The 25,628-nt window shown below is 62.5% G+C and carries 24 protein-coding genes; 14 read left to right on the top strand and 10 right to left on the bottom strand.

The window, feature by feature from the left end; genetic code table 11:
- Nucleotides 1–113 precede the first annotated feature (113 nt).
- From CCOS864_RS01980 to CCOS864_RS01965, 4 genes are all read left to right on the top strand, one after another.
- A complete protein-coding gene (locus CCOS864_RS01980; protein ID WP_115084839.1) occupies nucleotides 114–2,432 on the top strand; it encodes a Tex family protein in 2,319 nt (772 codons plus the stop codon).
- The gene (locus tag CCOS864_RS01975) at nucleotides 2,432–2,815 is read left to right on the top strand and encodes a PaaI family thioesterase (RefSeq protein ID WP_115084838.1); all 384 of its coding nucleotides are present in this window, start codon (nucleotides 2,432–2,434) and stop codon (nucleotides 2,813–2,815) included. Before CCOS864_RS01980 ends, CCOS864_RS01975 begins: the two co-directional genes overlap by 1 nt.
- A gap of 138 nt (nucleotides 2,816–2,953) precedes the next feature.
- Nucleotides 2,954–4,555, top strand: a complete 1,602-nt coding sequence (gene gshA / locus CCOS864_RS01970; protein WP_115084837.1) for a glutamate--cysteine ligase — start codon at nucleotides 2,954–2,956, stop codon at nucleotides 4,553–4,555.
- A gap of 1 nt (nucleotide 4,556) precedes the next feature.
- On the top strand, nucleotides 4,557–5,183 hold the full coding sequence (locus CCOS864_RS01965; protein ID WP_115084836.1) for a TetR/AcrR family transcriptional regulator: 627 nt from the start codon (nucleotides 4,557–4,559) through the stop codon (nucleotides 5,181–5,183).
- A gap of 101 nt (nucleotides 5,184–5,284) precedes the next feature.
- On the opposite strand, the gene CCOS864_RS01960 is transcribed toward CCOS864_RS01965, so the two are convergent.
- From CCOS864_RS01960 to CCOS864_RS01925, 8 genes are all read right to left on the bottom strand, one after another.
- Complete coding sequence (locus tag CCOS864_RS01960; protein WP_010221227.1) at nucleotides 5,285–5,500, bottom strand: TOBE domain-containing protein; 216 nt, start codon at nucleotides 5,498–5,500, stop codon at nucleotides 5,285–5,287.
- Nucleotides 5,501–5,519: 19 nt separating this feature from the next.
- Nucleotides 5,520–6,332: an aliphatic sulfonates ABC transporter ATP-binding protein gene (ssuB, locus tag CCOS864_RS01955; protein WP_167458856.1), complete on the bottom strand. Its 813-nt coding sequence runs from the start codon at nucleotides 6,330–6,332 to the stop codon at nucleotides 5,520–5,522.
- Nucleotides 6,329–7,123 carry an aliphatic sulfonate ABC transporter permease SsuC gene (gene ssuC / locus CCOS864_RS01950; RefSeq protein ID WP_115084835.1) on the bottom strand — a complete coding sequence of 265 codons (795 nt, stop codon included), beginning with the start codon at nucleotides 7,121–7,123 and terminating at the stop codon, nucleotides 6,329–6,331. The genes ssuB and ssuC overlap by 4 nt, the downstream gene beginning before the upstream one ends.
- 10 nt (nucleotides 7,124–7,133) lie before the next feature.
- Nucleotides 7,134–8,282, bottom strand: coding sequence for an FMNH2-dependent alkanesulfonate monooxygenase (ssuD, locus tag CCOS864_RS01945; protein WP_115084834.1), 1,149 nt, complete (start codon nucleotides 8,280–8,282; stop codon nucleotides 7,134–7,136).
- 58 nt (nucleotides 8,283–8,340) lie between these two features.
- Nucleotides 8,341–9,306, bottom strand: a complete 966-nt coding sequence (locus CCOS864_RS01940; RefSeq protein WP_115084833.1) for a sulfonate ABC transporter substrate-binding protein — start codon at nucleotides 9,304–9,306, stop codon at nucleotides 8,341–8,343.
- A gap of 92 nt (nucleotides 9,307–9,398) precedes the next feature.
- Nucleotides 9,399–9,992, bottom strand: coding sequence for an NADPH-dependent FMN reductase (gene ssuE / locus CCOS864_RS01935; protein WP_115084832.1), 594 nt, complete (start codon nucleotides 9,990–9,992; stop codon nucleotides 9,399–9,401).
- A gap of 224 nt (nucleotides 9,993–10,216) precedes the next feature.
- Nucleotides 10,217–10,855: a peroxiredoxin gene (locus tag CCOS864_RS01930; protein ID WP_045201153.1), complete on the bottom strand. Its 639-nt coding sequence runs from the start codon at nucleotides 10,853–10,855 to the stop codon at nucleotides 10,217–10,219.
- Between the two features lie 162 nt (nucleotides 10,856–11,017).
- Complete coding sequence (locus tag CCOS864_RS01925) at nucleotides 11,018–12,340, bottom strand: OprD family porin (RefSeq protein WP_115084831.1); 1,323 nt, start codon at nucleotides 12,338–12,340, stop codon at nucleotides 11,018–11,020.
- Between the two features lie 348 nt (nucleotides 12,341–12,688).
- On the opposite strand from CCOS864_RS01925, the gene tauA (CCOS864_RS01920) reads away from it, so the two are divergent.
- The 5 genes from tauA (CCOS864_RS01920) (at nucleotide 12,689) to tauD (ending at nucleotide 17,334) form a co-directional block, all read left to right on the top strand.
- A complete protein-coding gene (tauA, locus tag CCOS864_RS01920; RefSeq protein WP_115084830.1) occupies nucleotides 12,689–13,660 on the top strand; it encodes a taurine ABC transporter substrate-binding protein in 972 nt (323 codons plus the stop codon).
- Nucleotides 13,661–13,857: 197 nt separating this feature from the next.
- Nucleotides 13,858–14,835: a taurine ABC transporter substrate-binding protein gene (tauA, locus tag CCOS864_RS01915; RefSeq protein ID WP_115084829.1), complete on the top strand. Its 978-nt coding sequence runs from the start codon at nucleotides 13,858–13,860 to the stop codon at nucleotides 14,833–14,835.
- Between the two features lie 15 nt (nucleotides 14,836–14,850).
- Complete coding sequence (tauB, locus tag CCOS864_RS01910; RefSeq protein ID WP_115084828.1) at nucleotides 14,851–15,645, top strand: taurine ABC transporter ATP-binding subunit; 795 nt, start codon at nucleotides 14,851–14,853, stop codon at nucleotides 15,643–15,645.
- Complete coding sequence (gene tauC, locus CCOS864_RS01905) at nucleotides 15,642–16,481, top strand: taurine ABC transporter permease TauC (RefSeq protein WP_115084827.1); 840 nt, start codon at nucleotides 15,642–15,644, stop codon at nucleotides 16,479–16,481. Before tauB ends, tauC begins: the two co-directional genes overlap by 4 nt.
- A 19-nt stretch (nucleotides 16,482–16,500) precedes the next feature.
- Nucleotides 16,501–17,334, top strand: a complete 834-nt coding sequence (gene tauD / locus CCOS864_RS01900; protein WP_115084826.1) for a taurine dioxygenase — start codon at nucleotides 16,501–16,503, stop codon at nucleotides 17,332–17,334.
- Between the two features lie 87 nt (nucleotides 17,335–17,421).
- On the opposite strand, the gene betT is transcribed toward tauD, so the two are convergent.
- Together betT and epsC are read right to left on the bottom strand one after the other, a co-directional pair.
- Entirely contained in the window at nucleotides 17,422–19,422 is a 2,001-nt protein-coding gene (gene betT, locus CCOS864_RS01895) for a choline transporter BetT (protein ID WP_115084825.1), read from the bottom strand.
- Nucleotides 19,423–19,628: 206 nt separating this feature from the next.
- Nucleotides 19,629–20,561: a serine O-acetyltransferase EpsC gene (epsC, locus tag CCOS864_RS01890; RefSeq protein WP_115084824.1), complete on the bottom strand. Its 933-nt coding sequence runs from the start codon at nucleotides 20,559–20,561 to the stop codon at nucleotides 19,629–19,631.
- Between the two features lie 193 nt (nucleotides 20,562–20,754).
- On the opposite strand from epsC, the gene CCOS864_RS01885 reads away from it, so the two are divergent.
- The 5 genes from CCOS864_RS01885 (at nucleotide 20,755) to CCOS864_RS01860 (ending at nucleotide 25,610) form a co-directional block, all read left to right on the top strand.
- Nucleotides 20,755–21,753 carry a D-cysteine desulfhydrase gene (locus CCOS864_RS01885; protein WP_115084823.1) on the top strand — a complete coding sequence of 333 codons (999 nt, stop codon included), beginning with the start codon at nucleotides 20,755–20,757 and terminating at the stop codon, nucleotides 21,751–21,753.
- A gap of 106 nt (nucleotides 21,754–21,859) precedes the next feature.
- The gene (tcyJ, locus tag CCOS864_RS01880) at nucleotides 21,860–22,660 is read left to right on the top strand and encodes a cystine ABC transporter substrate-binding protein (protein ID WP_115084822.1); all 801 of its coding nucleotides are present in this window, start codon (nucleotides 21,860–21,862) and stop codon (nucleotides 22,658–22,660) included.
- The gene (gene tcyL / locus CCOS864_RS01875; RefSeq protein WP_115084821.1) at nucleotides 22,660–23,325 is read left to right on the top strand and encodes a cystine ABC transporter permease; all 666 of its coding nucleotides are present in this window, start codon (nucleotides 22,660–22,662) and stop codon (nucleotides 23,323–23,325) included. The genes tcyJ and tcyL overlap by 1 nt, the downstream gene beginning before the upstream one ends.
- A 3-nt stretch (nucleotides 23,326–23,328) precedes the next feature.
- Entirely contained in the window at nucleotides 23,329–24,090 is a 762-nt protein-coding gene (gene tcyN, locus CCOS864_RS01870) for an L-cystine ABC transporter ATP-binding protein TcyN (RefSeq protein WP_115084820.1), read from the top strand.
- A gap of 278 nt (nucleotides 24,091–24,368) precedes the next feature.
- Nucleotides 24,369–25,610, top strand: a complete 1,242-nt coding sequence (locus tag CCOS864_RS01860) for an SfnB family sulfur acquisition oxidoreductase (protein WP_115084818.1) — start codon at nucleotides 24,369–24,371, stop codon at nucleotides 25,608–25,610.
- Nucleotides 25,611–25,628: the final 18 nt, after the last annotated feature.

Here is a 25,628-nt window from a genome sequence, read left to right as displayed (position 1 = left end):
CAAGCCGGACGCGCTGGGTATAATGCGCCGCTTTCAGCCAGCGCCGCATTGACCACAAGCGCTCTACAGCGCCCACCCGCGGCCTTTGTATTCACAATTTGTCAGGTGGTTTTATGGACAGCATCAACAGCCGCATCGCCGAGGAACTCGGTGTCCGCCCACAACAGGTCGAAGCGGCCGTGGCTCTACTTGATGAAGGTTCGACCGTGCCTTTTATCGCCCGTTACCGGAAAGAAGTCACCGGTAGCCTGGATGACACCCAGTTGCGCCACCTGGAAGAGCGCCTGCGCTACCTGCGCGAGCTGGACGACCGGCGTGTCAGCATCCTTGCCAGCATCGAAGAGCAAGGCAAGCTGACCCCGGAGCTGGCCCGCGAAATCAAACTGGCCGATACCAAGACCCGCCTCGAAGACCTGTACCTGCCGTACAAGCAAAAGCGCCGCACCAAGGGTCAGATCGCCCTGGAAGCCGGCCTGGGCGAGCTGGCCGATGGCCTGCTGAACGACCCGCAACTGAGCCCTGAAACCGAAGCCGCGCGTTTTGTCGACGCCGAAAAAGGCGTGGCCGATGTCAAAGCCGCCCTCGAAGGCGCCAAGTACATCCTCATGGAGCGCTTCGCCGAAGACGCCAGCCTGCTCGACAAGCTGCGCAGCTTCCTCAAGCAGGAAGCGGTGCTCAGTGCTCGCCTGGTGGCCGGCAAGGAAGAGGAAGGGGCGAAGTTTCGCGATTACTTCGAGCACGACGAAGTGCTCAAGAGCGTGCCGTCGCACCGCGCCCTGGCAATTTTCCGGGGCCGTAACGAAGGCGTGCTGGCTGCTTCGCTGAAAGTCGGCGAAGAGCTGCCGGGCACCCTGCACCCCTGCGAAATGATGATCGCCGAGCGTTTCGGCCTGCAAAACCAGAACCGTCCTGCCGACAAGTGGCTGGCCGAAGTGGTGCGCTGGACCTGGAAGGTCAAGCTCTACAGCCACCTTGAAACCGACCTGTTCGGCGAGCTGCGCGACAACGCCGAAGGCGAGGCGATCAACGTCTTCGCCCACAACCTGCACGACCTGCTGCTGGCCGCCCCGGCCGGCCCGCGTGCCACCCTGGGCCTGGACCCGGGCCTGCGTACCGGTTGCAAGGTCGCCGTGGTCGATGCCACCGGCAAGCTGCTGGACACCGCCACCGTCTACCCGCACGTGCCGAAAAACCAGTGGGACCAGACCATCGCCGTGCTCGCCGCGCTGTGCGCCAAGCACTCGGTGGAACTGATCGCCATCGGTAACGGTACCGCCAGCCGCGAAACCGACAAGCTCGCCGCCGAACTGATCAAAAAATACCCGGCGTTGAAGATCACCAAGATCATGGTCTCCGAAGCCGGCGCTTCGGTGTATTCGGCCTCGGAACTGGCGGCCAGGGAGTTCCCGGACCTCGACGTATCGATCCGCGGCGCCGTGTCCATTGCCCGGCGCCTGCAGGACCCGCTGGCCGAACTGGTGAAAATCGACCCGAAATCCATTGGTGTCGGCCAATACCAGCATGACGTTTCGCAGCTGAAACTGGCCCGTGGCCTGGATGCGGTGGTCGAGGACTGCGTGAACGCCGTCGGCGTTGACGTCAACACCGCCTCGGTCGCCCTGCTCGCCCGTATCTCCGGCCTCAACAGCACCCTGGCGCAGAACATCGTCGCTCACCGCGATGCCAACGGCGCCTTCAAGACCCGCGCAGCACTGAAGAAAGTCAGCCGCCTTGGCGAGAAAACGTTCGAACAGGCCGCAGGCTTCCTGCGCGTAATGAACGGCGACAACCCGCTGGACGCCTCCGCAGTGCACCCGGAAGCCTACCCGCTGGTACAGCGCATTGCCGCTGAAACCGACCGCGACATCCGTTCGCTGATTGGCGACAGCGGTTTCCTCAAGCGTCTGGAGCCGAAGAAATTCACCGATGAAACCTTCGGCCTGCCGACCGTCACCGACATCCTCCAGGAGCTGGACAAACCCGGCCGCGACCCACGCCCCGAGTTCAAGACCGCCGAGTTCCAGGAAGGCGTCGAAGACCTCAAGGACCTGCAGTTGGGGATGATCCTCGAAGGTGTGGTGACCAACGTCACCAACTTCGGTGCCTTCGTCGACATCGGCGTGCACCAGGATGGCCTGGTGCACATCTCGGCCCTGTCGGAGAAGTTCATCAAGGACCCGCGTGAAGCGGTCAAGGCCGGCGACGTGGTCAAGGTCAAGGTCATGGAAATCGACATCCCGCGCAAACGCGTCGGCCTGTCGATGCGCATGAGCGACACCCCGGGCGAGAAGATCGACGGCGCCCGTGGCAGCCGCCCGGGCTCGGCCCCGCGCCAGCAAAGCGCTCCAGCCCGTGCCAAGGAAACCCCGGCACCGGCCAACAACGCCATGGCCTCGCTGTTCGCCAACGCCAAGCAGCTGAAGAAGAAGTGATGACGGCTCCCGACGACGTCGTCTTCAGCGCCTTCAGCCAGTTGCTCGGCTGCCGTCTGCAACGCCTGGAAAACGGTGTTGCAGAGGTGGTCATGGCCCTGGAGCCGCACCTGCGCAACCGGGGTGGCAAGCTGCATGGCGGGGCGATCTTCAGCCTGGTCGACACCACCATGGGCCTGGCCTGTTCCAGTTCCCATGGTTTCGACCAGCAGAGCGTGACCCTGGAATGCAAGATCAACTACCTGCGCGCGGTCAGTGAAGGTGAAGTGCTGTGCGTTGCCCGGGTGCTGCATGCCGGGCGGCGCACGCTGGTGGTCGACGCCGATGTACTTCAGGGCGACAAACTGGTGGCAAAAGCGCAGGGGACATTCGTCGTCCTCTAGCCGCAAATGGCCAAACTGCGGTACTTTCGGCAGAGCGCAGGCGCTGCCGAAAGCCGGCCACAACCAGGCGACAACGCCAGTTCCTCTGTCCACCCTTGTAGACCGTCATCTCCACCCCCATATTGGGGCGACTGACGCGTGAAGGAATCCATCTTGAGCGAACTTCTCAACCGCCGCCTGAGCCTGCTCGGCCAAGGCGACAACCTCTCCCTGCTCAAGCAGTGCCTGCACGGCATCGAGCGTGAATGCCTGCGTGTGACCGAGGAAGGTCGTCTGGCCCAGACTCCGCACCCCGAAGCCCTCGGCGCGGCGCTGACCCACGAGCAGATCACCACGGACTATTCGGAGTCGCTGCTGGAGTTCATCACCCCAGCCCTGGCCGACCCGGCGCAGACCCTCGAAAGCCTGGAAAACATCCACCGCTTCGCCTACACCAAGCTTGGCAACGAGTTCCTCTGGAGCCCGTCGATGCCTTGCCCGCTGCCGGCCGAGGAAGACATTCCGATCGCCTGGTATGGCACCTCCAACATCGGTCAGCTCAAGTACGTCTACCGCAAGGGCCTGGCCCTGCGTTACGGCCGCACCATGCAGTGCATCGCCGGGATTCACTACAATTTCTCGCTGCCAGAAAAACTCTGGCCGCTGCTGCGCGCTGCCGAACACGGCACGGAAGATAATCGCGACTATCAGTCGTCGGCCTACATCGCCCTGATCCGCAACTTCCGCCGCTACAGCTGGCTGCTGATGTACCTGTTCGGCGCCTCGCCGGCCCTGGATGCGGGCTTTTTGCGTGGCCGCCCGCACCAGCTCGAACAGTTCGACGCCGACACCCTGTACCTGCCCTACGCCACCAGCCTGCGCATGAGCGACCTGGGTTACCAGAGCAACGCCCAGTCCGGCCTGACGCCCTGCTACAACAATCTCGCCAGCTACACCGACAGCCTGCGCAAAGCGGTAGCCACGCCTTACGCGCCCTATGTCGAGATCGGTACGCACAAGGATGGCGAGTGGGTTCAGTTGAACACCAACATCCTGCAGATCGAAAACGAGTACTACTCCAATATCCGCCCCAAGCGCGTCACCTACAGCGGCGAGCGGCCGATCCAGGCGCTGATGGCTCGTGGTATCCAGTACGTCGAAGTGCGCTGCCTGGACATCAACCCGTTCCTGCCAACCGGTATCGACTTGCCCGAAGCGCGTTTCCTCGACGCCTTCCTGCTGTTCTGCGCCCTGGAAGAAAGCCCGCTGCTGGGCAACCTGGAATGCGGCAACTGCACCAGCAACTTCCTTAGCGTGGTCAAGGAAGGTCGCCGTCCGGGCCTGGAGTTGCAGCGTGACGGTCAGCCGGTCGAGCTCAAGCAGTGGGCCGCTGAACTGCTCGAACGCATTGCGCCCCTGGCCGAACTGCTCGACCGCAGCCACGGCAGCGACGAACACGCCAAGGCCCTGCACGCGCAGAAAGCCAAGGTCAGCGACCCTTCCCTGACGCCATCGGCGCAGGTGCTGGCGAGCATGACCGAACACAAGGAAAGCTTCAGCCGCTTCGCCTTGCGGCAAAGCCAGGCCCATGCAGAGTTCTTCCGCGCCCAGGCCCTGCCGATCGAGCAGCAGCAACGCTTCGAAACGGCAGCGCACGAGTCCCTGGAAGCCCAGGCAAAGCTCGAGCGCGAAGAGGACAAGGCCGACTTCGACCTGTTCGTCAGCGCTTACCAGGCGAGCATCCTGGCGATCAGCAACTGACATGACCCGCACTGCTACCCCGCGCAAACCCCGGGCCCGCAGCCAGGCGAGGATCGATTCGATCCTCGAGGCGGCGCGCACGCTGCTGGCCAGCGAAGGGGTGGCCAGCCTGTCGATCTACAGCGTGGCCGAGCGCGCGCAGATTCCGCCGTCGTCGGTGTATCACTTCTTCGCCAGTGTCCCGGCCCTGCTTGAAGCGCTCACCGCCGACGTGCACAGCGCCTTTCGCGCCTGCCTTGAAGCGCCCATTGATGCAGCGGCGTTGAACACCTGGCACGACCTGTCGCGCCTGGTCGAGCAACGCATGCTGGTGATCTACAACGAAGATGCCGCGGCGCGCCAGCTGATCCTGGCCCAGCATGGTCTGAGCGAAGTGACCCAGGCTGACCGCCAGCACGACATCGAGCTGGGCGACCTGATGCATACCTTGTTCGCCGAGCATTTCCAGTTGCCGGTGTTGCCGCAGGACGTGGATGTGTTTGCGCTGGCCATGGAGCTGGGCGATCGGGTGTATGCCCGCTCGGTGCAGTTGCACGGGCAGATCACGCCGCGCATGGCCGAGGAAGGGATGCGGGTGTTTGATGCGTATCTGGGGCTGTATTTGCCGCCGTTTCTGCCTAAACGCTGATGGCCTCATCGCTGGCAAGCCAGCTCCCACAGGGACTGTATACACCGAACCTTGTGGGAGCTGGCTTGCCAGCGATGCAAGGCAAAGCCTTGCCCTGGTAGTCAGAGCTTGGCAATCGACACTTCAGTCGACTTCACAAAGGCAATCACCTCACTGCCAATGGTCAGCTCCAGCTCGCGCACCGAGCGGGTGGTGATCACCGAAGTGACGATACCCGAGGCCGTTTGCACATCGATTTCCGACAACACCGGGCCTTCGAGGATTTCCTTGACGGTGCCTTTGAACTGGTTGCGTACGTTGATCGCTTTGATAGTCATCTGCTTGGTTCCTTACAGGTCAGAGAGCCCAACGCAATTGCGTCGGCAAAGGTGCGACAGGTTCCGGCTCGGGCGGTGTGCCCGGAATAGACAGAACCCGGTTGAGTACTTCGGTTTCCAGTGCGGCCAGGCGGTGTGACCCGCGCACCCGCGGGCGAGGCAGGTCGACCGTCAGGTCCAGGCCCACTTCGCCGTCTTCGATGAGGATCACCCGGTCGGCAACCGCCACCGCTTCACTGACGTCGTGGGTAACCAGCAACACGGTGAAGCCGTGCTGGCGCCACAGCCGTTCGATCAACTGCTGCATTTCGATACGAGTCAGCGCATCCAGCGCGCCCAATGGCTCGTCGAGCAGCAACAGGCGTGGCTGGTGGATCAGGGCGCGGGCCAGGGCCACACGCTGCTTCTGGCCGCCCGACAACGCCGCCGGCCATTCATGGGCGCGCTCGGCCAGGCCGACCGCCTCCAGCGCTTCAAGGGCTCGCGGCCGCCAGTTGCCCGACAGGCCCAGGCCAACGTTGTCGATGACCTTCTTCCACGGCAGCAAGCGCGCTTCCTGGAACATCAGGCGGGTGTCTTCCTGGGCTTCGCGCAGCGGCGCGGAACCGGCCAACAGCTCGCCGCCACTGGGCTGGTCGAGCCCGGCGAGCAAGCGCAGCAAGGTGCTCTTGCCGCAGCCGCTGCGCCCGACAATGGCGACGAACTGCCCGGCCGGAATATGCAGGTCGATGTCACGCAGCACCTGGCGCTGGCCGAAGGTCTTCTGCAGGTTCTGCGCCGCCAGCGGAATCCCGCGCAGCAGTCGTGGTGGCGTTTCCTTGAGGATGGTCATGCGCCCTCTCCCCTGCTCGGTTGATAGGCCGGATGCCAGCGCAGCCAGACCCGCTCAAGACCGCGTGCGGCCAGATCGGCAAGCTTGCCGAGCACGGCATAGAGGACGATGGCCAGTACCACCACATCGGTCTGCAGGAACTCGCGGGCATTCATGGCCAGATAGCCGATACCGGCATTGGCCGAGATGGTTTCGGCAACGATCAAGGTCAGCCACATGAAGCCCAGGGCAAAGCGCACGCCAACCAGGATCGACGGCAAGGCGCCCGGCAGGATCACCTGGCGGAACAGCTCGAAGCCGGACAAGCCATAGCTGCGGGCCATTTCCACCAGGGCCGGATCGACGTTGCGAATGCCGTGGTAGGTATTCAGGTAAATCGGGAACAGGGTGCCCAGGGCCACCAGGAAAATCTTCGCCGACTCATCGATGCCGAACCACAGGATCACCAGCGGAATCAGCGCCAGGTGCGGCACGTTACGGATCATCTGCACCGAACTGTCGAGCAGGCGTTCGCCCCATTTCGACAGGCCGGTGATAAAGCCCAGCGCCAGGCCGATGGCGCCACCAATCAGAAAGCCGACGGCTGCCCGCCAGCCACTGATTGCCAGGTGGGTCCAGATCTCGCCGCTGCGCACCAGCTCGACGCCGGCGCTCAATACTGCACTTGGTGCCGGCAAAATCCGCGTCGACAGCCAGCCGACGCTGACTGCCAGTTGCCAGACCGCCAACAACAGTAACGGCAGCGCCCAGGGCGCCAGGCGTTGCTGCCAGGGAGTGGATGAACGACTCATGGCCCGGCCCTCAGCGCTGCGCCGAGGATTTGGGCAGGATGTCGTTGGCGACCATCTCGCCGAACGGGCTCACGTAGCCACCGCTTTGCGGCAGTTGCGGGCGCTCCACGTCCAGGTGCGGGAATAGCAGCTCGGCCACCCGGTACGACTCTTCCAGGTGTGGATAACCGGAGAAGATAAAGGTGTCGATACCCAGCGCCGCGTATTCCTTGACCCGTTCGGCCACGGTCGGGCCATCGCCGACCAGGGCCGTACCGGCACCGCCGCGCACCAGGCCGACACCGGCCCAGAGGTTGGGGCTGACTTCCAGGTTGTCGCGGTTGCCGCCGTGCAGCGCGGCCATGCGTTGCTGGCCGACCGAATCGAAGCGCGCCAGCGAGGCCTGGGCGCGGGCAATGGTGTCGTCGTCCAGGTGCGAGATCAGGCGCTCGGCGGCCTGCCAGGCTTCGGCGTTGGTCTCACGCACGATCACGTGCAGGCGGATGCCGAAACGTACGCTACGGCCTTGCTTGGCGGCCTTGGCACGCACCTGCTCGATCTTCTCGGCAACCGCGGCGGGTGGCTCGCCCCAGGTCAGGTACAGCTCGACCTGTTCGGCCGCCAGGTCCTGGGCCGCTTCCGAAGAGCCACCAAAGTACAGCGGCGGACGCGGCTGCTGGATCGGCGGATAGAGCAGCTTGGCGCCTTTGACCTGGATGTGCTGGCCGTCGTAGTCGACGGTTTCGCCTTCCAGCACCCGGCGCCAGATGCGGGTGAACTCCACCGAGGCCTGGTAGCGCTCTTCGTGGCTGAGGAACAGGCCGTCACCGGACAGCTCCTCCGGATCGCCACCGGTGACCAGGTTGAACAAGGCACGACCACCGGAAAGACGATCCAGGGTCGCCGCCTGACGCGCTGCCACGGTCGGCGAGATGATCCCCGGACGCAGGGCTACCAGGAACTTCAGGCGCTGGGTCACCGGAATCAGCGAAGCGGCGACCAGCCAGGAGTCCTCGCAGGAACGCCCGGTGGGGATCAGCACACCGCCAAAGCCGAGGCGGTCAGCCGCCTGGGCAATCTGCTGCAGGTAGCCGTGATCGACGGCGCGCGCGCCTTCGGCGGTGCCAAGGTAATGGCCGTCGCCATGGGTTGGAAGAAACCAGAATACGTTGAGGCTCATTGGAGTTGTCTCCTAGGGGTGGCGCAGACCGGGGCGGCGCCCCGGCGCGGGCAAATCGTCAAGGGGCGCTGGCGACCTTGGCCGGCGGTGTCCAGATCACGTCCTTGATGCTCAACGGCTTGGGAATCAGCTTGAGCGTCTTGAAGGTGTCGGCGATCTTCTGCTGGGCAGCGATCACTTCCGGGGTGAGGAAGGCGGCGCCGTAGCCCTGGCGCTTGACCGAGGTCTGGGTGATGTCGGCGGGCAAGCCGAGCAGCGGCGCGACCTGGTCGGTGACTTCCTGCGGGTTGGCCTTGGACCACTCGCCCACTGCGCGCACTTCATCGACCAAGGCGCTGATCACTTCAGGGTGCTTCTGCGCGTAGGGCTTGGTCGCCAGGTAGAACTGATGGTTGTCGACGATGCCCTCGCCGTCACGCAGGGTGCGTGCCTGCAACTGCTGCTCGGCAGCGGCCTGGTACGGGTCCCAGATCACCCAGGCATCGACGCTGCCACGCTCGAAGGCGGCGCGGGCATCGGCGGGCGGCAGGAATACCGGCTGGATGTCGCTGTACTTGAGGCCGGCGTCTTCCAGGGCGCGGACCAGCAGGTAGTGAACGTTGGAGCCTTTGTTCAGCGCGACCTTCTTGCCCTTGAGCTCCTTGACCGACTGGATTGGCGAGCCCTTGGGCACCAGGATGGCTTCGCTGTGCGGCGCTGGCGGTTCGTAGGCGACATACAGCAGGTCGGCGCCAGCGGCCTGGGCGAACACCGGCGGCGTCTCGCCGGTCACCCCGAAGTCGATCGAGCCGACGTTCAGGCCTTCGAGCAGTTGCGGGCCACCGGGGAATTCAGTCCATTGCACCTGCACGCCCTGAGCGGCAAGGCGCTTCTCCAGCGTGCCCTTGGCCTTGAGCAGCACCAGGGTGCCGTACTTCTGGTAACCGATACGCAGGCTTTCGGCCTGGGCTTGAGTAATGGCGCCGAAGGACACAGCCGCAGCAAACAGAGCGACCAGACCACGACGCAAAATGACAGTGCGCATAGCGCTCTCCTTTGCTGTTGGGGTTCAGGCTGCACCTGCTTGCCCGTTGGCGGGCGAGTAAGGTGGGAACTACAGGTAGCGGGTGATACGCCTCAGATGCTCCAGCGAGCACTGAGCAGACGTTCATTCAACACGCCCGGCGCAACCGGTTTGGGTCGACGCGCCAGGGCGCTGTGAAACAGTTCCAGGGATTCGAGCAGACGCTGCTCCAGGGCCGGCGCCAGTTGCGCGGCGGCACTGCCTTCGCCGTAGGCGATCTGGCTGTCGTCGGCGAAGATCCCTTGCAGGGTTTCCTGGGCCTTGAGTGCCGACAGCACCGGCTTGAGCGCGTAGTCCACGGCGAGCATATGGGCGATGCTGCCGCCGGTAGCGATCGGCAGCACCACCTTGTGGCTCAGGGCGCGTTCGGGCAGCAGGTCGAGCAGGGTTTTCAGCGCACCGGCGAACGAGGCCTTGTACACCGGGGTAGCAACCACCAGGCCATCGGCCTGTTCTACCAATTGCAGGAAGTGCTGCACCTTGGGGCTGTCGAAACGTGCATGGAGCAGGTCTTCGGCCGGAAAATCCCGCACCTGGAAAGTCACCACTTCCACGCCCTGGCCTTGCAGCCACTGGCGGCTGCGCTCAAGCAGGACACCGGAGCGGGAACGCAGACTGGGACTACCACCGAGAGAAACAACCAGCATTGGAACGCATCCTTGATCGTGTTCTAGAGGGCCGCGAGTTGGAGTTCTCGCTGGAGTGAAGTGACCTTAACAGCTTGATACATATATCGATAAATCATATTTTTTCATTTGTTTATTCCTTTAAGAGCTATGAGAGCATCGCGGGGCAAGACCGCTCCTACAGGTATTGGGGGGAATAAAAAAAGGGCCGTAAAACGGCCCGAGTTCCCTGCTATGGCTAAAGATCAACGATTGGGTTGCGGGGTCAGGCGCAGGTACGGCTTGACCGCCCGGTAACCCTTGGGAAAGCGGCGCTTGATTTCGTCTTCGTCCTTGAGCGATGGCACGATCACAACTTCGTCACCATCCTGCCAGTTGGCCGGGGTGGCGACCTTGTGGTTGTCGGTCAGCTGCAGCGAATCGATCACCCGCAAGATCTCGTGGAAGTTGCGCCCGGTGCTGGCCGGATAAGTGATGGTCAGGCGGATCTTCTTGTTCGGATCGATAACGAACAAGGAACGCACCGTCAGGGTATCGCTGGCATTGGGATGAATCAGGTCGTAGAGGTCGGAGACTTTGCGATCGGCATCGGCCAGGATCGGGAAGTTGACGACAGTGTTCTGGGTTTCGTTGATGTCTTCGATCCAGCGGTGGTGCGAATCCACCGGGTCCACCGACAGGGCGATGGCCTTGACCCCGCGCTCGGCGAACTGCTCTTTGAGCTTGGCGGTGAAACCCAGCTCGGTGGTGCACACCGGGGTGAAGTCGGCCGGGTGAGAGAACAGCACGCCCCAGCTGTCGCCCAGCCATTCGTGGAAGCGGATCTTGCCGGCGCTGGAATCCTGTTCGAAGTCGGGGGCGATATCGCCGAGTCTGAGGCTCATGGTGCGGCTCCTTGGCTGGGTTCGTTATGGCTTCACTGTGCCTGCTTACTCGTAAAATTAAAAAGAATAAATATCGATTTATTTAGATCAAAAAGGGATATCAAAAAACAGGCAAAAGAAAGCCCGCCCGGCACAAATGCGGGACGGGCTCTGATTGCCGACTTACAGGATCGACAGGGTGTAGCTGAGGATCAGACGGTTTTCGTCCTGGTCACGCTGGTTGACTGCGTCGGAACGCAGCGAAGCGTTCTTCCAGGCCAGGCCCAGGCCTTTGAAGGTACCTTCAGGTACAACATAGCCGAGGGAGAAGTCGCGCTCCCATTCGGAACGGTCGCTGCCCGGAGCATTGATATTGGTACCTTTGAGGTAGACCACGGAGGTGGTCAGGCCCGGCAGGCCAACCGCAGCGAAGTCATAGGCATACTGCGCAAGCCAGGTGCGCTCGCCGGCACGCTGGAACTTGCCGATCTGACGGTCGGTGATCAGATAGGCCGAAGCACCATCACCCTGGTTCAGGAACGGGAAGTCACTGGTGCCGTTGACACGCTGGTAACCAGCGCTCAGCGCATGACCTTGCAGGCTGTAGGTGAACATCGCACTCCAGGTGCGGTTGTCCACTTCGCCGTTGTTGTTCTGATAACCAGACGCCTTGTACCCAGCCAGGCGGCCTTCGGTGCTGGCGTTCTTGCCATCGGAATCGCTGTAGAAGTAACGCAGGTCGGACTTCAGGCTACCGACCGGCAGCGCCCAGTTATGGGTCAGGCCGAGGAAGTGCTGTTTGTAGAAGTCGTCCAGGTTGCCGTAGTAGTACTGGGCAAGCAGGTCCTTGGTGACCTTGTAGTCGCCACCGGCGTAGTAGAAGGCGTTGCTGCGCTGACCAGTACGGCTGTTGGCACCTGCAATCGACAGCGAGTCGTTATTGGTGGAGTTACGACCTTTGGCGTGCTCCAGCTTACCGCCGATCAAGGTCAGGTTCTCGATTTCGTTCGAAGTGACCTGACCACCTTCAAAGGTTTGCGGCAGCAGTCGACCGTCGTTGTAGGTCACGACCGGCAGCTTCGGCATCAGCGTACCGAGGCGTGCTTCAGTCTTGGAGAACTTGACCTTGCCGGTCAGGCCCAGGCTGCCGAAATCGTCGACAGCACGGCCGTTGCTTTCACTCGGGAATACAGTACCGCCAGTGCTGCCGTTGGTTTTGTTGTAGGCAGTGCCACGACCGGAGTCGAGCTTGATGCCCAGCAGGCCGATGGCATCGACACCAAAGCCGACGGTACCTTCGGTGTAACCGGAGGTGAAGTTGAAAATGAAGCCTTGGCCCCACTCTTCAGTCTTGGATGGGTCAGCGGTGCCGCTACGGTTGTCGGTGTTGATGTAGAAGTTGCGGGCAGTGATGCTTGCCTTGCTGTCTTCAACGAAACCGGCAGCACCCGCCTGCTGGGCCAGAACCCCAACGGCCACGGCAAGTGCCAAGGTGGACTTGTACATGTTTTGCTCCTCTACGTTCTAATTCTTGTGTGTCGCTTACGGCAGGATCTTTGTGTCCCGCTCGACGTCGATTGGCGATTAGCACCAAAGGGTGACCGTCTAGTCAATCGTAACTATTCATTTCACTACTTTGGTCTAATGCGCCAGCGGTGGGGGTGAAGGATAATGACAATCCTATAAATCCAAAAAGACTTATTTCGTAATTTTTCAGATTATTACGGAATATGATCCGAATTTTTCTCCGCTGCCGTTATCGGCACATAAGCTAATTCCTAAAGGGTATTTTGAAGCGGTTTTTTAGATCGCTTAGCTTTGACGAACCTTCCCCTTTCGACAAGGCAGCCCCTCATGGCCAGACCATCATTGCGTTTCCTTTATGCCCTGGCCTTGACCAGCATCACTTTTGTCGCCCAGGCCGATGAACTGACGGTGGGCTACCAAACCGGCATCGACCCGAGCAAAGTGCCCCAGGCCGACGGCGCCTATGAACAGGCCATCGGTGAAAAGATCGCCTGGCGCCGTTTCAACAGCGGCCCGGAAGTGGTCACCGCGCTTGCCTCTGGCGATGTACAGATTGGCAATCTGGGCTCCAGCCCGTTAGCCGCTGCCGCTTCGCGCAAGCTGCCGATCGTGGCGTTTATCGTCTCGGCGCAGATCAACGCCGCCGAAGCACTGGTGGTGCGCAACGGCAGCGGCATCAACAGCCCGCAGGACCTGGTCGGCAAGACCATCGCCACGCCGTTCGTGTCCACCTCGCACTACAGCCTGCTTGGTGCGCTCAAGCACTGGAACCTCGACACCCGTCAGGTCAAGGTGGTCAATCTGCAACCAGCGGAAATCGCCGCAGCGTGGAAACGTGGCGACATCGACGGTGCCTTTGTCTGGTCGCCGGCATTGGGCGAAATCCGCAAGACCGGCAAAACGCTCACCGACGCCGCCGAGGTTGGCGGCTGGGGTGCACCGACGTTCGAAGTGTGGGTAGCGCGCAAGGATTTTGCCGAGAAGCATCCTGAGGTGGTGAGCAAGTTCGCCAAGGTCACCCTTGATGCATTTGCCGACTACGCTGCCAACAAGGCGCAGTGGACGAGCGACTCGGTACCGGTGCAGAAGATCGCCAAATTGACCGGCGCCAATCCGGCAGATGTTCCGCAGTTGCTGGCCGGGGCGGCGTTCCCCGATGCCCAGGCGCAGCCGCAGTTGCTGCAGAGCCAGACGCCCAAGGCGATTGGCGAGACCGCGCGGTTCCTCAAGGAACAGGGCAAGGTCGAAGCGGTACTGGCGGACTACGCGCCGTACGTGAGCGCCAAGTTTATTCAGTGAGATCGTATCGCGGGGCAAGCCCGCTCCCACAAGGACCTGCAGGAGTGGGCTTGCCCCACGATGAAACCACCTCATTTGCAGAGCCATAAATCAATTGGCTCCTAAGCTAATGCAAAAAAGTTATTTATTTTAACTTTCTTAGATCATCTAGTCTTATTCCACACCAACACAACCGCCCGCCTGACAAGGAGTTCACCATGACCCTGCATGCTCCCCTGCGCCTGTTCGCCGCCCTGACCCTGGCCGGCACCAGCTGGTTTGCCCAGGCGGCCGACCTGACGGTGGCCTACCAGACCACCGTGGACCCGGCGAAAGTCGCCCAGGTCGACGGTACCTACGAGAAAACCAGCAAAGCCGACATCGACTGGCGCAAGTTCGACAGCGGTGCCGACGTGATCACCGCCGTGGCCTCCGGCGATGTGCAGATCGGCTACCTCGGTTCCAGCCCGCTGGCCGCGGCCGCGACCCGCAAGCTGCCGGTGGAAACCTTCCTGATCGCCACCCAGATTGGCGCTGCCGAAGCCCTGGTCGCCCGCGATGGCGCCGGCATCAACTCGCCGCAGGACCTGATTGGCAAAAAGATCGCCGTACCGTTCGTCTCCACCGGTCACTACAGCCTGCTGGCTGCGCTCAAGCAATGGAACATCGACCCGGCCAAGGTACAGATCCTCAACCTCGCACCACCGGCAATCATCGCCGCCTGGAAGCGCGGTGACATCGACGCCACCTACGTCTGGGACCCGGCCCTGGGCGTGGCCAAGGAAAACGGCAAGGTACTGATCACCTCCGGTGAGCTGGCCGACAAAGGCGCACCGACCTTCGACGCCTGGATCGTGCGCAAGGACTTCGCGGCCAAGCACCCGGAGATCGTCAAGGCCTTCGCCAAAGTCACCCTGGATGCCTACGCCGACTACCGCAAAGACCCGCAAGCGTGGCTGGCGAACAAGAGCAACGTCGACAAGCTGGTGAAGCTCTCCGGCGCCAAGGCGGCTGATATCCCTGGCCTGCTGCAAGGCAACGTGTTCCCGCTGGCCGCCGACCAGGTTGCAGCGCTGGGCGCACCGACCACCCAGGCAATCACCGACACCGCTACCTTCCTCAAGGAGCAAGGCAAGGTCGAAGCGGTGCTGCCGGACTATGCGCCTTACGTCAGCGCCAAATTCATTGCCAACTGAGACTCGGAGCAGACCATGGCCCTGTTACAACTGGAGCGCATCAGCGCACAGTACCCCGGCGCGGCCGAGCCGGTGCTGGCCGACATCAACCTGAGCCTGGGCCCGCAGCAATTGCTGGTGGCCCTCGGCCCTTCGGGCAGCGGCAAGACCTCGCTGCTCAATCTGATTGCCGGTTTCGTGGCGCCCAGCAGCGGCCGTATCACCCTCGACGGCGTCCCGGTGCAAGGCCCCGGCGCCGAGCGCGGCGTGGTGTTCCAGGATGATGCGCTGCTGCCCTGGCAGGATGTGCTGGCCAACGTTGCCTTCGGCCTGGAACTGGCCGGGGTACCGCGCGCCAAGCGGGAAAGCAAGGCCCGCGAGATGCTCGCCCTGGTCGACCTGGCGGACTTTGCCAGCCGGCGAATCTGGCAGCTGTCCGGTGGCCAGAAGCAGCGCGTGGGCCTGGCCCGGGCGCTGGCTGCCGACCCGCGTGTGCTGCTGATGGACGAGCCGTTTGGCGCACTGGATGCCTTTACCCGTGAACAGATGCAGGAGTTGCTGCTGCAAGTCTGGCAGCGCACCGCCAAACCGGTGTTCCTGATTACCCACGACATTGAAGAGGCGGTGTTCCTCGCCACCGAACTGGTGTTGCTGGCGCCGAATCCCGGGCAGATCGTCGAACGCCTGCAACTGGATTTCGGCCAGCGCTACAGCGCCGGCGAGCCGGCCCGCTCGATCAAGTCCGACCCGCGCTTTATCGAAACCCGCGAGCACGTGCTGGCCCGGGTGTTCTCCCAACGCAGTGCCGCGACGCGGCAGGAGTCTGCATGAGCAGCCTGGATGTCCCGGTAGCGGCCAAACGCGCCGCCAGCCAAACCACGCCGAGCAAACCCCGGCGCAGTCTGAGCACCCGCTGGATCAGCGCCCTGACCCTGGCCACGCTGTTGCTGGTGTGGTGGGCGGTTACCGCCGCCGAATGGATCGAGCCGTTGTTTTTGCCCTCACCCGAAGCGGTGCTGAGCAAGGCCTGGTTGCTACTGACCCAGGGCTACATGGAATCCACCCTGTGGCAGCATCTGGGCGCCAGCCTGCAACGTATTGGCCTGGCCCTCGCTGCGGCGATCGTCACGGCGATTCCGATCGGTATTGCCATCGGCCATAACCGTATCGCCCGCGGCATTCTCGACCCGCTGATCGAGTTCTACCGGCCGATTCCGCCCCTGGCCTACCTGCCGCTGATCGTGATCTGGTGCGGCATCGGCGAGCTGTCGAAAGTGCTGCTGATTTATCTTGCGATCTTCGCCCCGATCGCCATTGCCACCGCCACTGGCGTGCGTACCGTCGACCCCACCAAGCTGCGCGCGGCGCAGTCGTTGGGGGCCACGCGCTGGCAACTGATTCGCCATGTGATCCTGCCCAGCGCCCTGCCCGACATTCTCACCGGCGTACGCATCGGCCTGGGTGTCGGCTGGTCGACCCTGGTGGCGGCCGAGCTGATCGCCGCCACCAGCGGCCTGGGTTTCATGGTCCAGTCGGCGGCGCAGTTCCTGGTAACCGATGTGGTGGTGCTGGGCATCCTGGTGATCGCGCTGATTGCCTTCGCCCTGGAGATGGGCCTGCGCGCCCTGCAGCGCAAGCTGGTGCCCTGGCACGGCCAGAGCCATTGACAACGGATAGAGAACAACCATGAGCCTGACCATTACCCCGCTGAGCCCTGCCCTCGGCGCCCAGATCAGCGGCATCGACCTCAGCCGCGAAATCAGCCAAGAACAACGCGACGCCATCGAACAGGCACTGCTCAAGCATCAGGTGCTGTTCTTTCGCGACCAGCCGATCAACCCGCAGCAGCAGGCCGAATTTGCCGCGCGCTTTGGCGACCTGCATATCCATCCGATCTACCCGAATGTGCCGGAAACCCCACAGGTGCTGGTGCTCGATACCGCCGTCACCGACGTGCGCGACAACGCCATCTGGCACACCGACGTGACCTTCCTGCCGACCCCGGCGCTGGGTGCCGTGCTCAGTGCCAAGCAGCTGCCGGCCTACGGCGGCGATACCTTGTGGGCCAGTGGCATCGCTGCCTACGAGGCGCTGTCGGCACCGCTGCAGCAGCTGCTTGCTGGCCTTACCGCGACCCATGACTTCACCAAGTCGTTTCCGCTGGAGCGCTTCGGTACCACCCCTGAAGACCTGGCGCGCTGGGAAGCGGCACGGCGCAACAACCCGCCGTTGTCGCACCCGGTGATCCGTACTCACCCGGTGAGCGGGCGCAAGGCGCTGTTCGTCAACGACGGTTTCACCACCCGCATCAACGAACTGAGCGAGGCTGAAAGCGAGGCAATTCTCAAGCTGCTGTTCGCTCACGCGACCCGTCCGGAGTTCACCATTCGCTGGCGCTGGCAGGAAAACGACGTGGCGTTCTGGGATAACCGCGTGACCCAGCATTACGCGGTGGATGATTACCGGCCGGTGCGGCGGGTGATGCACCGGGCGACGATTCTGGGGGACGCGCCGTTTTAAAGATCCATCGCGGCGCTACCATCGCTGGCAAGCCAGCTCCCACAAAACCCTGTGGGAGCTGGCTTGCCAGCGATGGGGCCAGAAAAATCAACGCACCAGGTGCAAGAACTGCATATGCCGCTCGTACTGATCGAGAATGTCGTTGATGATCTGCTCCTTGCTGTAGCCAACCAAGTCGTAATCCTGGCTGCCTTCGCTCAGGTGCACTTCGGCACGGTAGTAGCGGCGGTTCTTCAGTTCCTGGGTACCCAGGCCCCCCAAGGCAAATGACGGGGTGAAGTAACCGCGCATCTGCACCTGGTAAATGAACGGCTGCTCTTCGCCATGGCCGATCTTCAAACTGACGTTGTCGTGGCTCGGGTCTTCCTGGGTGATGACATGCAGACCCTTCTCGCCAAACACTTGGGTCACCTCGGCAATCGCCGGGCGCACCACGTCATCCATGAAGCGATACACCTCATCGCGTGACGGGAAGTGCACGGCCTGGCTCAAACGCTGACGCCAGCCACCACGGCCACGCCGTGAGTTGGCGAACGGTGCCAGCGAATGCAGCTGGGCGATCTGCCGTTGCGATTCCAGGTAGAACGCCTTGTGCAGGCCCCACATCATCAACAGCAGGATCACCGAGAACGGCAGCGAGGTGAGCACCACCGCCGACTTCAGCGAATCGATGCTGCCGGCGAACAACAACCCGCTGGTCACCAGCGCGGTCATCGCGCCCCAGAACACCCGCAGCCAGTTCGGACCGTCTTCGTCGGCGTTGCCGCCACGTGCAGAGAGGGTCGAGAGCACCACGGTGCCGGAGTCGGCGGAGGTCACGAAGAACACGAAGCTGATGAACACCGTGACGGCAATCACTGCCTTGCTCCACGGGTAGGTTTCCAGCAACAAATAGAGGGTCATCGACGGGTTGTCGAGGGCCGATTGGCCCAGCGCGGTCATGCCGTGTTCGAGCACCTGGAACAGCGCGCTGTTACCAAAGATCGACATCCACGCCAGGGTGAAGCCCAGGGGAATCAGCAGCACGCCAAAGACGAACTCGCGGATTGTCCGGCCGCGGGAAATCCGCGCAATGAACAGGCCGACAAACGGCGCCCAGGCAATCCACCAGGCCCAGTAGAACACGGTCCAGCCGCCCAGCCACTCATTGGCCTGGTTGTAGGCGTAGACATCGAAACTCTTGCGCGGCAAGGCGCCGAGATAGTCACCGAGGTTCTGGATCAGGGTATTGAACAGGTGCTGGGTGGGCCCGGCGAACAGCACGAACAGCAGCAGCGCGCAGGCCAGGAACATGTTGATGTCGGACATCACCCGCACGCCCTTCTCGACCCCGGCAACCGCCACGGCGACCGCCGCGCCCATCATCAGGGTGATGAGGATCACCTGCACCCACTGGGTATGCGGCACGCCGAACAGGTAGTCCAGGCCAGAGTTGAGGTGCAACACGCCAAAACCCATGTCGGCGCCCAGGCCGAACACCGTGGCGATGATGCCGAAGCCGTCCACGGCGTAACCGATCGGGCCGTTGATACGCTTGCCGATCAGCGGATACAGCGCCGAACGCAAGGCCAGCGGCAGGTTGTGCCGGTAGGCGAAATACGCCAGGGCCATGCCGACAAAGGCGAACACGCCCCAGCCATGCAGGCCCCAGTGCAGGAACAGCAGCTGCATCGCCTGGCGCCCAGCCTCGACCGTGCCGGCCTCGCCTTGCGGCGGCTGGAGCATGTGGGTCAGGGGTTCGGAGACACAGAAGAAGAACAGAGTAATGCTGATGCCTGCTGCGAACAGCATGCCGGCCCAGGACAGGTAGCTGAACTCGGGCTCGTCGTGGTCGGCACCGAGCTTGATCTTGCCGTAGCCAGACAAGGCGGTGACCACCACGAAGACCAGATACAGCGTCATCGCCAGCATGTAGTACCAGCCAACGGTGTTGGCCGCCCAGTTCTGCGCCGCCAGCAGCCACTCGCCAGCGGCTTGCGGATTGCTGATGACCACCAGGCCGAATATCAGGATAAAGCTCGCCGCGAAGTAGAAAACCGGCGGATTCATGCGGATCTTGCCGCTGGAGTCGGGGCTGGGTGCACTCATTGGTCGTGCACCTCGCCGAGGGGGGAGAAGCTTGGATTGAACGGGTTCAGCAAAGGGTTTCCTCCTGTTGAACACCGGCAGCGGACCACCGTTTTAACTTGAACAAGCGTTCAAGTTAAACATGGATGGGACCATTGCGCGACCCATCGCGGGGCAAGCCCGCTCCCACAGTGGGAGCGGGCTTGCCCCGCGATGGCCATTAGAATCTACTTCTGGGTACCGTCATCATGCTGCAGATTGGCCTGGGTCAGGTTGCTGCCCGGGGCCACGCTGCGGGTCAGCCAGACGTTGCCGCCGATGGTCGAACCCTTGCCGATGGTGATTCGTCCCAGAATAGTCGCGCCGGCATAAATCACCACGTCGTCCTCGACAATCGGGTGACGCGGATGGCCCTTCTGCAACTGCCCGTCTTCGTCCGCCGGGAAGCGTTTGGCGCCCAGGGTAACGGCCTGGTAGATGCGTACCCGCTCGCCGATGATCGCCGTTTCGCCGATCACCACGCCGGTGCCGTGGTCGATGAAGAAGCTCGGGCCGATTTGCGCGCCGGGATGGATATCGATGCCGGTGACCGAGTGGGCCAGCTCCGAACTGATCCGTGCCAGCAATGGCAGGCCGGCCCGGTACAGATGGTGGGCCAGGCGGTGGTGGATGACGGCGAGAATACCCGGGTAGCACAGCAGCACCTCATCGACGCTGCGCGCCGCCGGGTCACCGTGGAAAGCGGCCAGCACATCGGTATCGAGGATGCTGCGCAGACCCGGCAAGGCCGCGGCAAAGTCCTGGATCAGGCGCAAGGCCTTGGCATCGATCTCGGACGATGTGTTTTTACCTTGGCGAGCGACATAACGCAGTTCAAGGCGGGCCTGGGCAAGCAATGCGGTCAGGGCCGCGTCGAGGGTATGGCCGACATAAAAGTCTTCGCTCTCTTCACGCAGGTCGACCGGACCCAGGCGCATAGGGAACAAGGCACCACACAACTGCTCGAGAATATGCCGCACCGCTTCGCGCGAAGGCAGCTCACGGCCGCCTTGCTCGCCGCTGCTGCGACCATTGCTGCTGCGCCACTGATCGCGGGCGGCACGCAGCTGGCCAACGATGGTTTGCAGCTGCCAATGCCCTGATTGCGCGTTCTCGCTCACGGTTACCTCTCCTGCTGCAGCGGCGGTCGGTGGGTTGAAGTTCCGCCACAATTGACGATCACTTTACGGCAAATTCCTACAGGGGAAAAAATAACCCTTTATTCCAGAACGCGATAAAGGCGGCATAAGCCAGGTAGTTGCCCGCACGCCGCAGGCTGCTTATAGTCAAATTTTACCTAGCCGACGTGACCCCATGATCGACCGACAGCTTGCCCGCTTCAATCGTCTGGACTTGCTTGGCGCCCCCACCGCGCTGGAAAAACTCCATCGCCTCTCGGCCTGGGCTGGCCGCGACATCTACGTTAAACGCGACGATTGCACGCCGCTGGCGATGGGCGGCAACAAGCTGCGCAAGCTCGAATACCTGGCCGCCGACGCCCTGAGCAAAGGTGCCGACACCCTGGTCACCGCCGGGGCGATCCAGTCCAACCATGTGCGCCAGACCGCAGCCCTGGCCGCTCAATTGGGCCTGACGTGTGTAGCTCTGCTGGAAAACCCGATCGGTACCGATTCGCTCAACTACCGGCAGAACGGCAACCGACTGTTGCTGGAGTTGTTCGACGCCAAGGTCGAACTGGTCGACAACCTAGATAATGCCGATGAACAACTGCAAGCCCTGGCGGTGCGCCTGCACGCCAGCGGGCGCAAACCCTACATCGTGCCGATTGGCGGCTCCAACGCGCTGGGTGCCTTGGGTTATGTACGCGCAGGCCTTGAGCTGGCACAGCAGATCGAACATTGCGGCGAGCAGTTCGCCGGGGTAGTACTGGCTTCTGGTAGCGCCGGCACCCACAGCGGCCTGGCCATCGCCCTGGCGCACAAACTGCCGAAACTGCCGGTGATCGGCGTGACCGTATCGCGCAGCGATGAAGACCAGCGGCCGAAAGTCCAGGGCCTGGCCGAACGCACCGCCGAGCTGTTGGGCGTGCGTTTGCCAGAAACCTTCAAGATCGAACTGTGGGACGAGTACTTCGCCCCACGCTATGGCGAACCGAACGCTGGCACCCTTGCCGCCATTCGCTTATTGGCCAGCCAGGAAGGATTGCTGCTCGACCCGGTGTATACCGGCAAGGCCATGGCCGGGCTGCTCGACGGCATTGCCCGCCAGCGCTTCGACGACGGCCCGCTGATTTTTCTGCATACCGGTGGGGCACCAGCATTATTCGCCTACCCTGAGGTCTGGAACGGCTAATCAACTTATTTGAAAATGATATAAGAGCATGAATTTATATTATTTTTCAGACTAAAAGCGTCACCCTATAGTCAGCGCCACACTCACAACAACATTGGGGCTAACCATGAAGATTTCCGCTTTCGGTAAACAGGCAGTAGCCGCCGGCCTTGGCCTGCTGCTCGGGGCCAGCCTGCTCGGCCAGGCTGTGGCTGGCGAGCAACTGCAGCAGATCAAGGACAAGGGCGTGATCAACATCGGCCTTGAAGGCACCTATCCACCGTTCAGCTTCGTCGATGCCGACGGCAAGCTGGCCGGCTTTGAGGTGGAACTCTCCGAGGCCCTGGCCAAGGAGCTGGGGGTCAAGGTCAAGCTGCAACCGACCAAGTGGGACGGCATCCTCGCGGCCCTGGAGTCCAAGCGCCTGGATGCGGTGGTCAACCAGGTGACCATCTCCGAAGAACGCAAGAAGAAGTACGACTTCTCCGAGCCCTACACTGTTTCCGGGATTCAGGCGCTTGTGCTGACGAAAAAGGCCGCCGACCTGAACATCAAGTCCGCTGCCGACCTGGGCGGCAAGAAAGTCGGCGTGGGCCTGGGCACCAACTACGAACAGTGGGTCAAAGCCAATGTGCCGACCGCTGACGTGCGCACATACGAAGACGATCCGACCAAGTTCCAGGACCTGCGTGTCGGCCGTATCGACGCCATCCTGATCGACCGTCTGGCCGCACTGGAATACGCCAAGAAAGCCAAGGACACCACCGCCGCCGGTGACGCGTTCTCCCGCCAGGAAGCCGGTATTGCCCTGCGCAAAGGCGAGCCGGAACTGCTGGCCGCCGTGAACAAGGCCATCGACAAGCTGCGCGCCGACGGCACGCTGAAAAAGCTTTCGGAAAAGTACTTCAACGCTGACGTCACTCAATAATGGAAGAAGCTTTCCAACTCGCAATAGAGTCCGCGCCCTTCCTGCTCAGGGGCGCGTACTTCACGGTAGTCCTCAGCCTCGGCGGGATGTTCTTTGGCCTGCTGCTGGGCTTCAGCCTGGCGTTGATGCGCCTGTCGTCGCTCAAGCTGCTGAGCTGGACCGCGCGGGTCTACGTCTCGTTCTTTCGCGGCACGCCGCTGCTGGTGCAGCTGTTCATGATCTACTACGGCCTGCCGCAGCTAGGCATCGAGCTCGATCCGCTGCCGGCGGCGCTGATCGGCTTCTCGCTGAACATGGCCGCCTATGCCTGTGAAATCCTTCGCGCCGCAATCAGCTCCATCGACCGCGGCCAGTGGGAGGCGGCCGCCAGCATCGGCATGACCCGTGGCCAGGCCATGCGCCGGGCGATCCTGCCGCAAGCGGCGCGCACCGCCTTGCCGCCACTGGGCAACAGCTTTATCTCGCTGGTCAAGGACACCGCCCTGGCCGCCACCATCCAGGTGCCGGAGCTGTTCCGCCAGGCGCAGCTGATTACTGCGCGCACTTTCGAAATCTTCACCATGTACCTTGCCGCTGCACTGATCTACTGGGTGCTGGCCAGCGTTCTCGCACACCTGCAGAACCGCCTGGAAGCGCGAGTCAACCGGCACGACCAGGAGTCCTGAGGCATGATCGAGGTACAACGACTGAGCAAGCAGTTCAACGGCCAGACCGTGCTCGATGACATCAGCCTCAAGGTCGAGGCCGGCGAGGTGATCGCCATCATCGGCCCCAGCGGTTCCGGCAAAACCACCTTCCTGCGTTGCCTGAACCTGCTGGAAACCCCCAGCAGCGGGCGCATCAAGGTCGGCAATGTGGAGATTGACGCCAACCGTCCGCTCAGCCAGCAAAGCGGGCTGATCCGTCGGCTGCGCCAGGAGGTCGGGTTCGTCTTCCAGAACTTCAACCTGTTCCCCCATCGCACTGCGCTGGAGAACGTCATCGAAGGCCCTCTGGTGGTCAAGAAGACGCCTCGCGAGCAGGCCGTGGCCCTGGGCATGAAGCTGTTGGCCAAGGTCGGCCTGGCCGGCAAGGAGGCCTCCTACCCGCGCAAGCTGTCCGGTGGTCAGCAGCAGCGGGTAGCGATTGCCCGGGCACTGGCCATGGAGCCGGAGGTGATCCTCTTTGACGAGCCGACTTCGGCGCTCGACCCCGAACTGGTCGGCGAAGTGCTGGCGACCATCCGCAGCCTGGCCGAAGAAAAGCGCACCATGATCATCGTCACCCACGAGATGAGTTTTGCCCGCGATGTAGCTAACCGGGTGATCTTCTTCGACAAGGGCGTGATCGTCGAACAGGGCGAAGCCAAGGCGCTGTTTGCCCAGCCGAAAGAAGAACGCACCCGCCAGTTCCTCGGCAAATTCCTCGGCACGCAGAACACCGGTTACTGAGTTTTTCCCTCCCCTGTCCCGCCTTTCTGATAGCGCCTGCCCTGCCCCGGCAGGCGTTCCTCCAGCGACCGCCAAGTACTTCTATATTTATTCCTAAAAGTTAGTTTATTTAATTTTTATACGCTATTAGGGTATATGAACCGGACCACCGGACCAGCGCAATTTTGTCGCCGCACCCCCGCGTCGACGTTTTCAATTCGTGAGGTAGGTATGGTCAGGAACACAATCACCCCAGTGCGTAACGCCAGGGCATTGAGTGCAGCCAAGGAGCGGTACTGATGTCCAATCTGGCAGAAACCACAATCCACAGCGACCTGGACAGCGCCCCGCTGTTGTTGCCGGCCAAGGTGCTGAGCAATGACGAGCAAGCCCTGCAGGCGGCCCATGAGCTGGCCGAGGCAGCTCGCGGCCAGGCGGCCAGGCGCGACCAGCAACGCAAGCTGCCCTGGGCAGAAATCGAACAATTCACCCGCAGCGGCCTGGGTAGCATCAGTATCCCGCGGGCGTTTGGCGGCGCGCAGGTGTCGTTTGTCACCATTGCCGAGGTGTTTCGCATCATCAGCGCCGCCGACCCGGCGCTGGGGCAGATCCCGCAAAACCAGTTCGGTATCCTGCAACTGCTCAAAGGCACCGCCACTGAGCGGCAGCAAGAGCTGCTGTTCAAATCAGTGCTCGACGGCTGGCGCATCGGCAATGCCGGGCCGGAACGCGGCACCAAGCACACCCTGGACCTCAAGGCGCGGATCACCCGCGAGGGCGATCATTATGTGCTCAGTGGCCAGAAGTTCTATTCCACCGGCGCCCTGTTTGCCCACTGGGTGGCGGTCAAGGCGCTGAACGACGACGGCCGCCAGGTCATGGCCTTCGTCCGCCGTGGCACCCCGGGCTTGCGCATCGTCGACGACTGGTCCGGTTTCGGCCAACGTACCACCGCCAGCGGCACCGTGTTGCTGGACAAGGTGCAGGTCGACGCCGAACTGGTGATCGATACCTGGAAGCAGGGCGAAGTAGCGAACATCCAGGGCGCCGCTTCGCAGCTGATCCAGGCTGCCATTGATGCAGGCATCGCCGAAGCGGCGATTGCCGACACCATCGCTTTTGTCCGCGAAAAAGCCCGGCCGTGGATCGACGCCAAGGTCGATCGCGCCAGTGACGATCTCTACGTGATCGCCGACGTCGGCCGCCTGCAGCTTGAACTGCATGCTGCCCAGGCACTGCTGGGCAAGGCTGCGCGGGTACTCGACGAAGTCAACGCCGCACCGGTCGACGCCGCCGCTGCCGCCCGCGCCTCGATCGCCGTGGCCGAAGCCAAGGTGCTGACCACCGAGATCTCCCTGCAAGCCAGCGAGAAGCTCTTCGAGCTCTCCGGCAGCCGCGCCACCCTGGCCGAGTTCAATCTCGACCGGCACTGGCGCAATGCCCGCGTGCACACCCTGCACGACCCGGTGCGCTGGAAATACCACGCCGTCGGCGCCTATCACCTCAACGGTACCTTGCCTGCCCGGCACTCCTGGATTTGACCAGACCACTGGAGCCCT

It is taken from the genome of Pseudomonas wadenswilerensis (genome assembly GCF_900497695.1).
Classification (GTDB): Bacteria; Pseudomonadota; Gammaproteobacteria; order Pseudomonadales; family Pseudomonadaceae; genus Aquipseudomonas; species Aquipseudomonas wadenswilerensis.
The sequence above is the reverse complement of the archived record's forward strand: the minus strand, read 5'-3'. Positions and strand labels throughout refer to the sequence as shown.

What these genes read in the sequence shown, in the direction of transcription:
- CCOS864_RS01980 (WP_115084839.1), top strand. Translation starts at nt 114, where the DNA reads ATGGACAGCATCAACAGCCGCATCGCCGAGGAACTCGGTGTCCGCCCA.
- CCOS864_RS01975 (WP_115084838.1), top strand. Translation starts at nt 2,432, where the DNA reads ATGACGGCTCCCGACGACGTCGTCTTCAGCGCCTTCAGCCAGTTGCTC.
- CCOS864_RS01965 (WP_115084836.1), top strand. Translation starts at nt 4,557, where the DNA reads ATGACCCGCACTGCTACCCCGCGCAAACCCCGGGCCCGCAGCCAGGCG.
- CCOS864_RS01960 (WP_010221227.1), bottom strand. Translation starts at nt 5,500, where the DNA reads ATGACTATCAAAGCGATCAACGTACGCAACCAGTTCAAAGGCACCGTC.
- ssuB (WP_167458856.1), bottom strand. Translation starts at nt 6,332, where the DNA reads ATGACCATCCTCAAGGAAACGCCACCACGACTGCTGCGCGGGATTCCG.
- ssuC (WP_115084835.1), bottom strand. Translation starts at nt 7,123, where the DNA reads ATGAGTCGTTCATCCACTCCCTGGCAGCAACGCCTGGCGCCCTGGGCG.
- ssuD (WP_115084834.1), bottom strand. Translation starts at nt 8,282, where the DNA reads ATGAGCCTCAACGTATTCTGGTTTCTTCCAACCCATGGCGACGGCCAT.
- CCOS864_RS01940 (WP_115084833.1), bottom strand. Translation starts at nt 9,306, where the DNA reads ATGCGCACTGTCATTTTGCGTCGTGGTCTGGTCGCTCTGTTTGCTGCG.
- ssuE (WP_115084832.1), bottom strand. Translation starts at nt 9,992, where the DNA reads ATGCTGGTTGTTTCTCTCGGTGGTAGTCCCAGTCTGCGTTCCCGCTCC.
- CCOS864_RS01930 (WP_045201153.1), bottom strand. Translation starts at nt 10,855, where the DNA reads ATGAGCCTCAGACTCGGCGATATCGCCCCCGACTTCGAACAGGATTCC.
- CCOS864_RS01925 (WP_115084831.1), bottom strand. Translation starts at nt 12,340, where the DNA reads ATGTACAAGTCCACCTTGGCACTTGCCGTGGCCGTTGGGGTTCTGGCC.
- tauA (WP_115084830.1), top strand. Translation starts at nt 12,689, where the DNA reads ATGGCCAGACCATCATTGCGTTTCCTTTATGCCCTGGCCTTGACCAGC.
- tauA (WP_115084829.1), top strand. Translation starts at nt 13,858, where the DNA reads ATGACCCTGCATGCTCCCCTGCGCCTGTTCGCCGCCCTGACCCTGGCC.
- tauB (WP_115084828.1), top strand. Translation starts at nt 14,851, where the DNA reads ATGGCCCTGTTACAACTGGAGCGCATCAGCGCACAGTACCCCGGCGCG.
- tauC (WP_115084827.1), top strand. Translation starts at nt 15,642, where the DNA reads ATGAGCAGCCTGGATGTCCCGGTAGCGGCCAAACGCGCCGCCAGCCAA.
- tauD (WP_115084826.1), top strand. Translation starts at nt 16,501, where the DNA reads ATGAGCCTGACCATTACCCCGCTGAGCCCTGCCCTCGGCGCCCAGATC.
- betT (WP_115084825.1), bottom strand. Translation starts at nt 19,422, where the DNA reads ATGAGTGCACCCAGCCCCGACTCCAGCGGCAAGATCCGCATGAATCCG.
- CCOS864_RS01885 (WP_115084823.1), top strand. Translation starts at nt 20,755, where the DNA reads ATGATCGACCGACAGCTTGCCCGCTTCAATCGTCTGGACTTGCTTGGC.
- tcyJ (WP_115084822.1), top strand. Translation starts at nt 21,860, where the DNA reads ATGAAGATTTCCGCTTTCGGTAAACAGGCAGTAGCCGCCGGCCTTGGC.
- tcyL (WP_115084821.1), top strand. Translation starts at nt 22,660, where the DNA reads ATGGAAGAAGCTTTCCAACTCGCAATAGAGTCCGCGCCCTTCCTGCTC.
- tcyN (WP_115084820.1), top strand. Translation starts at nt 23,329, where the DNA reads ATGATCGAGGTACAACGACTGAGCAAGCAGTTCAACGGCCAGACCGTG.
- CCOS864_RS01860 (WP_115084818.1), top strand. Translation starts at nt 24,369, where the DNA reads ATGTCCAATCTGGCAGAAACCACAATCCACAGCGACCTGGACAGCGCC.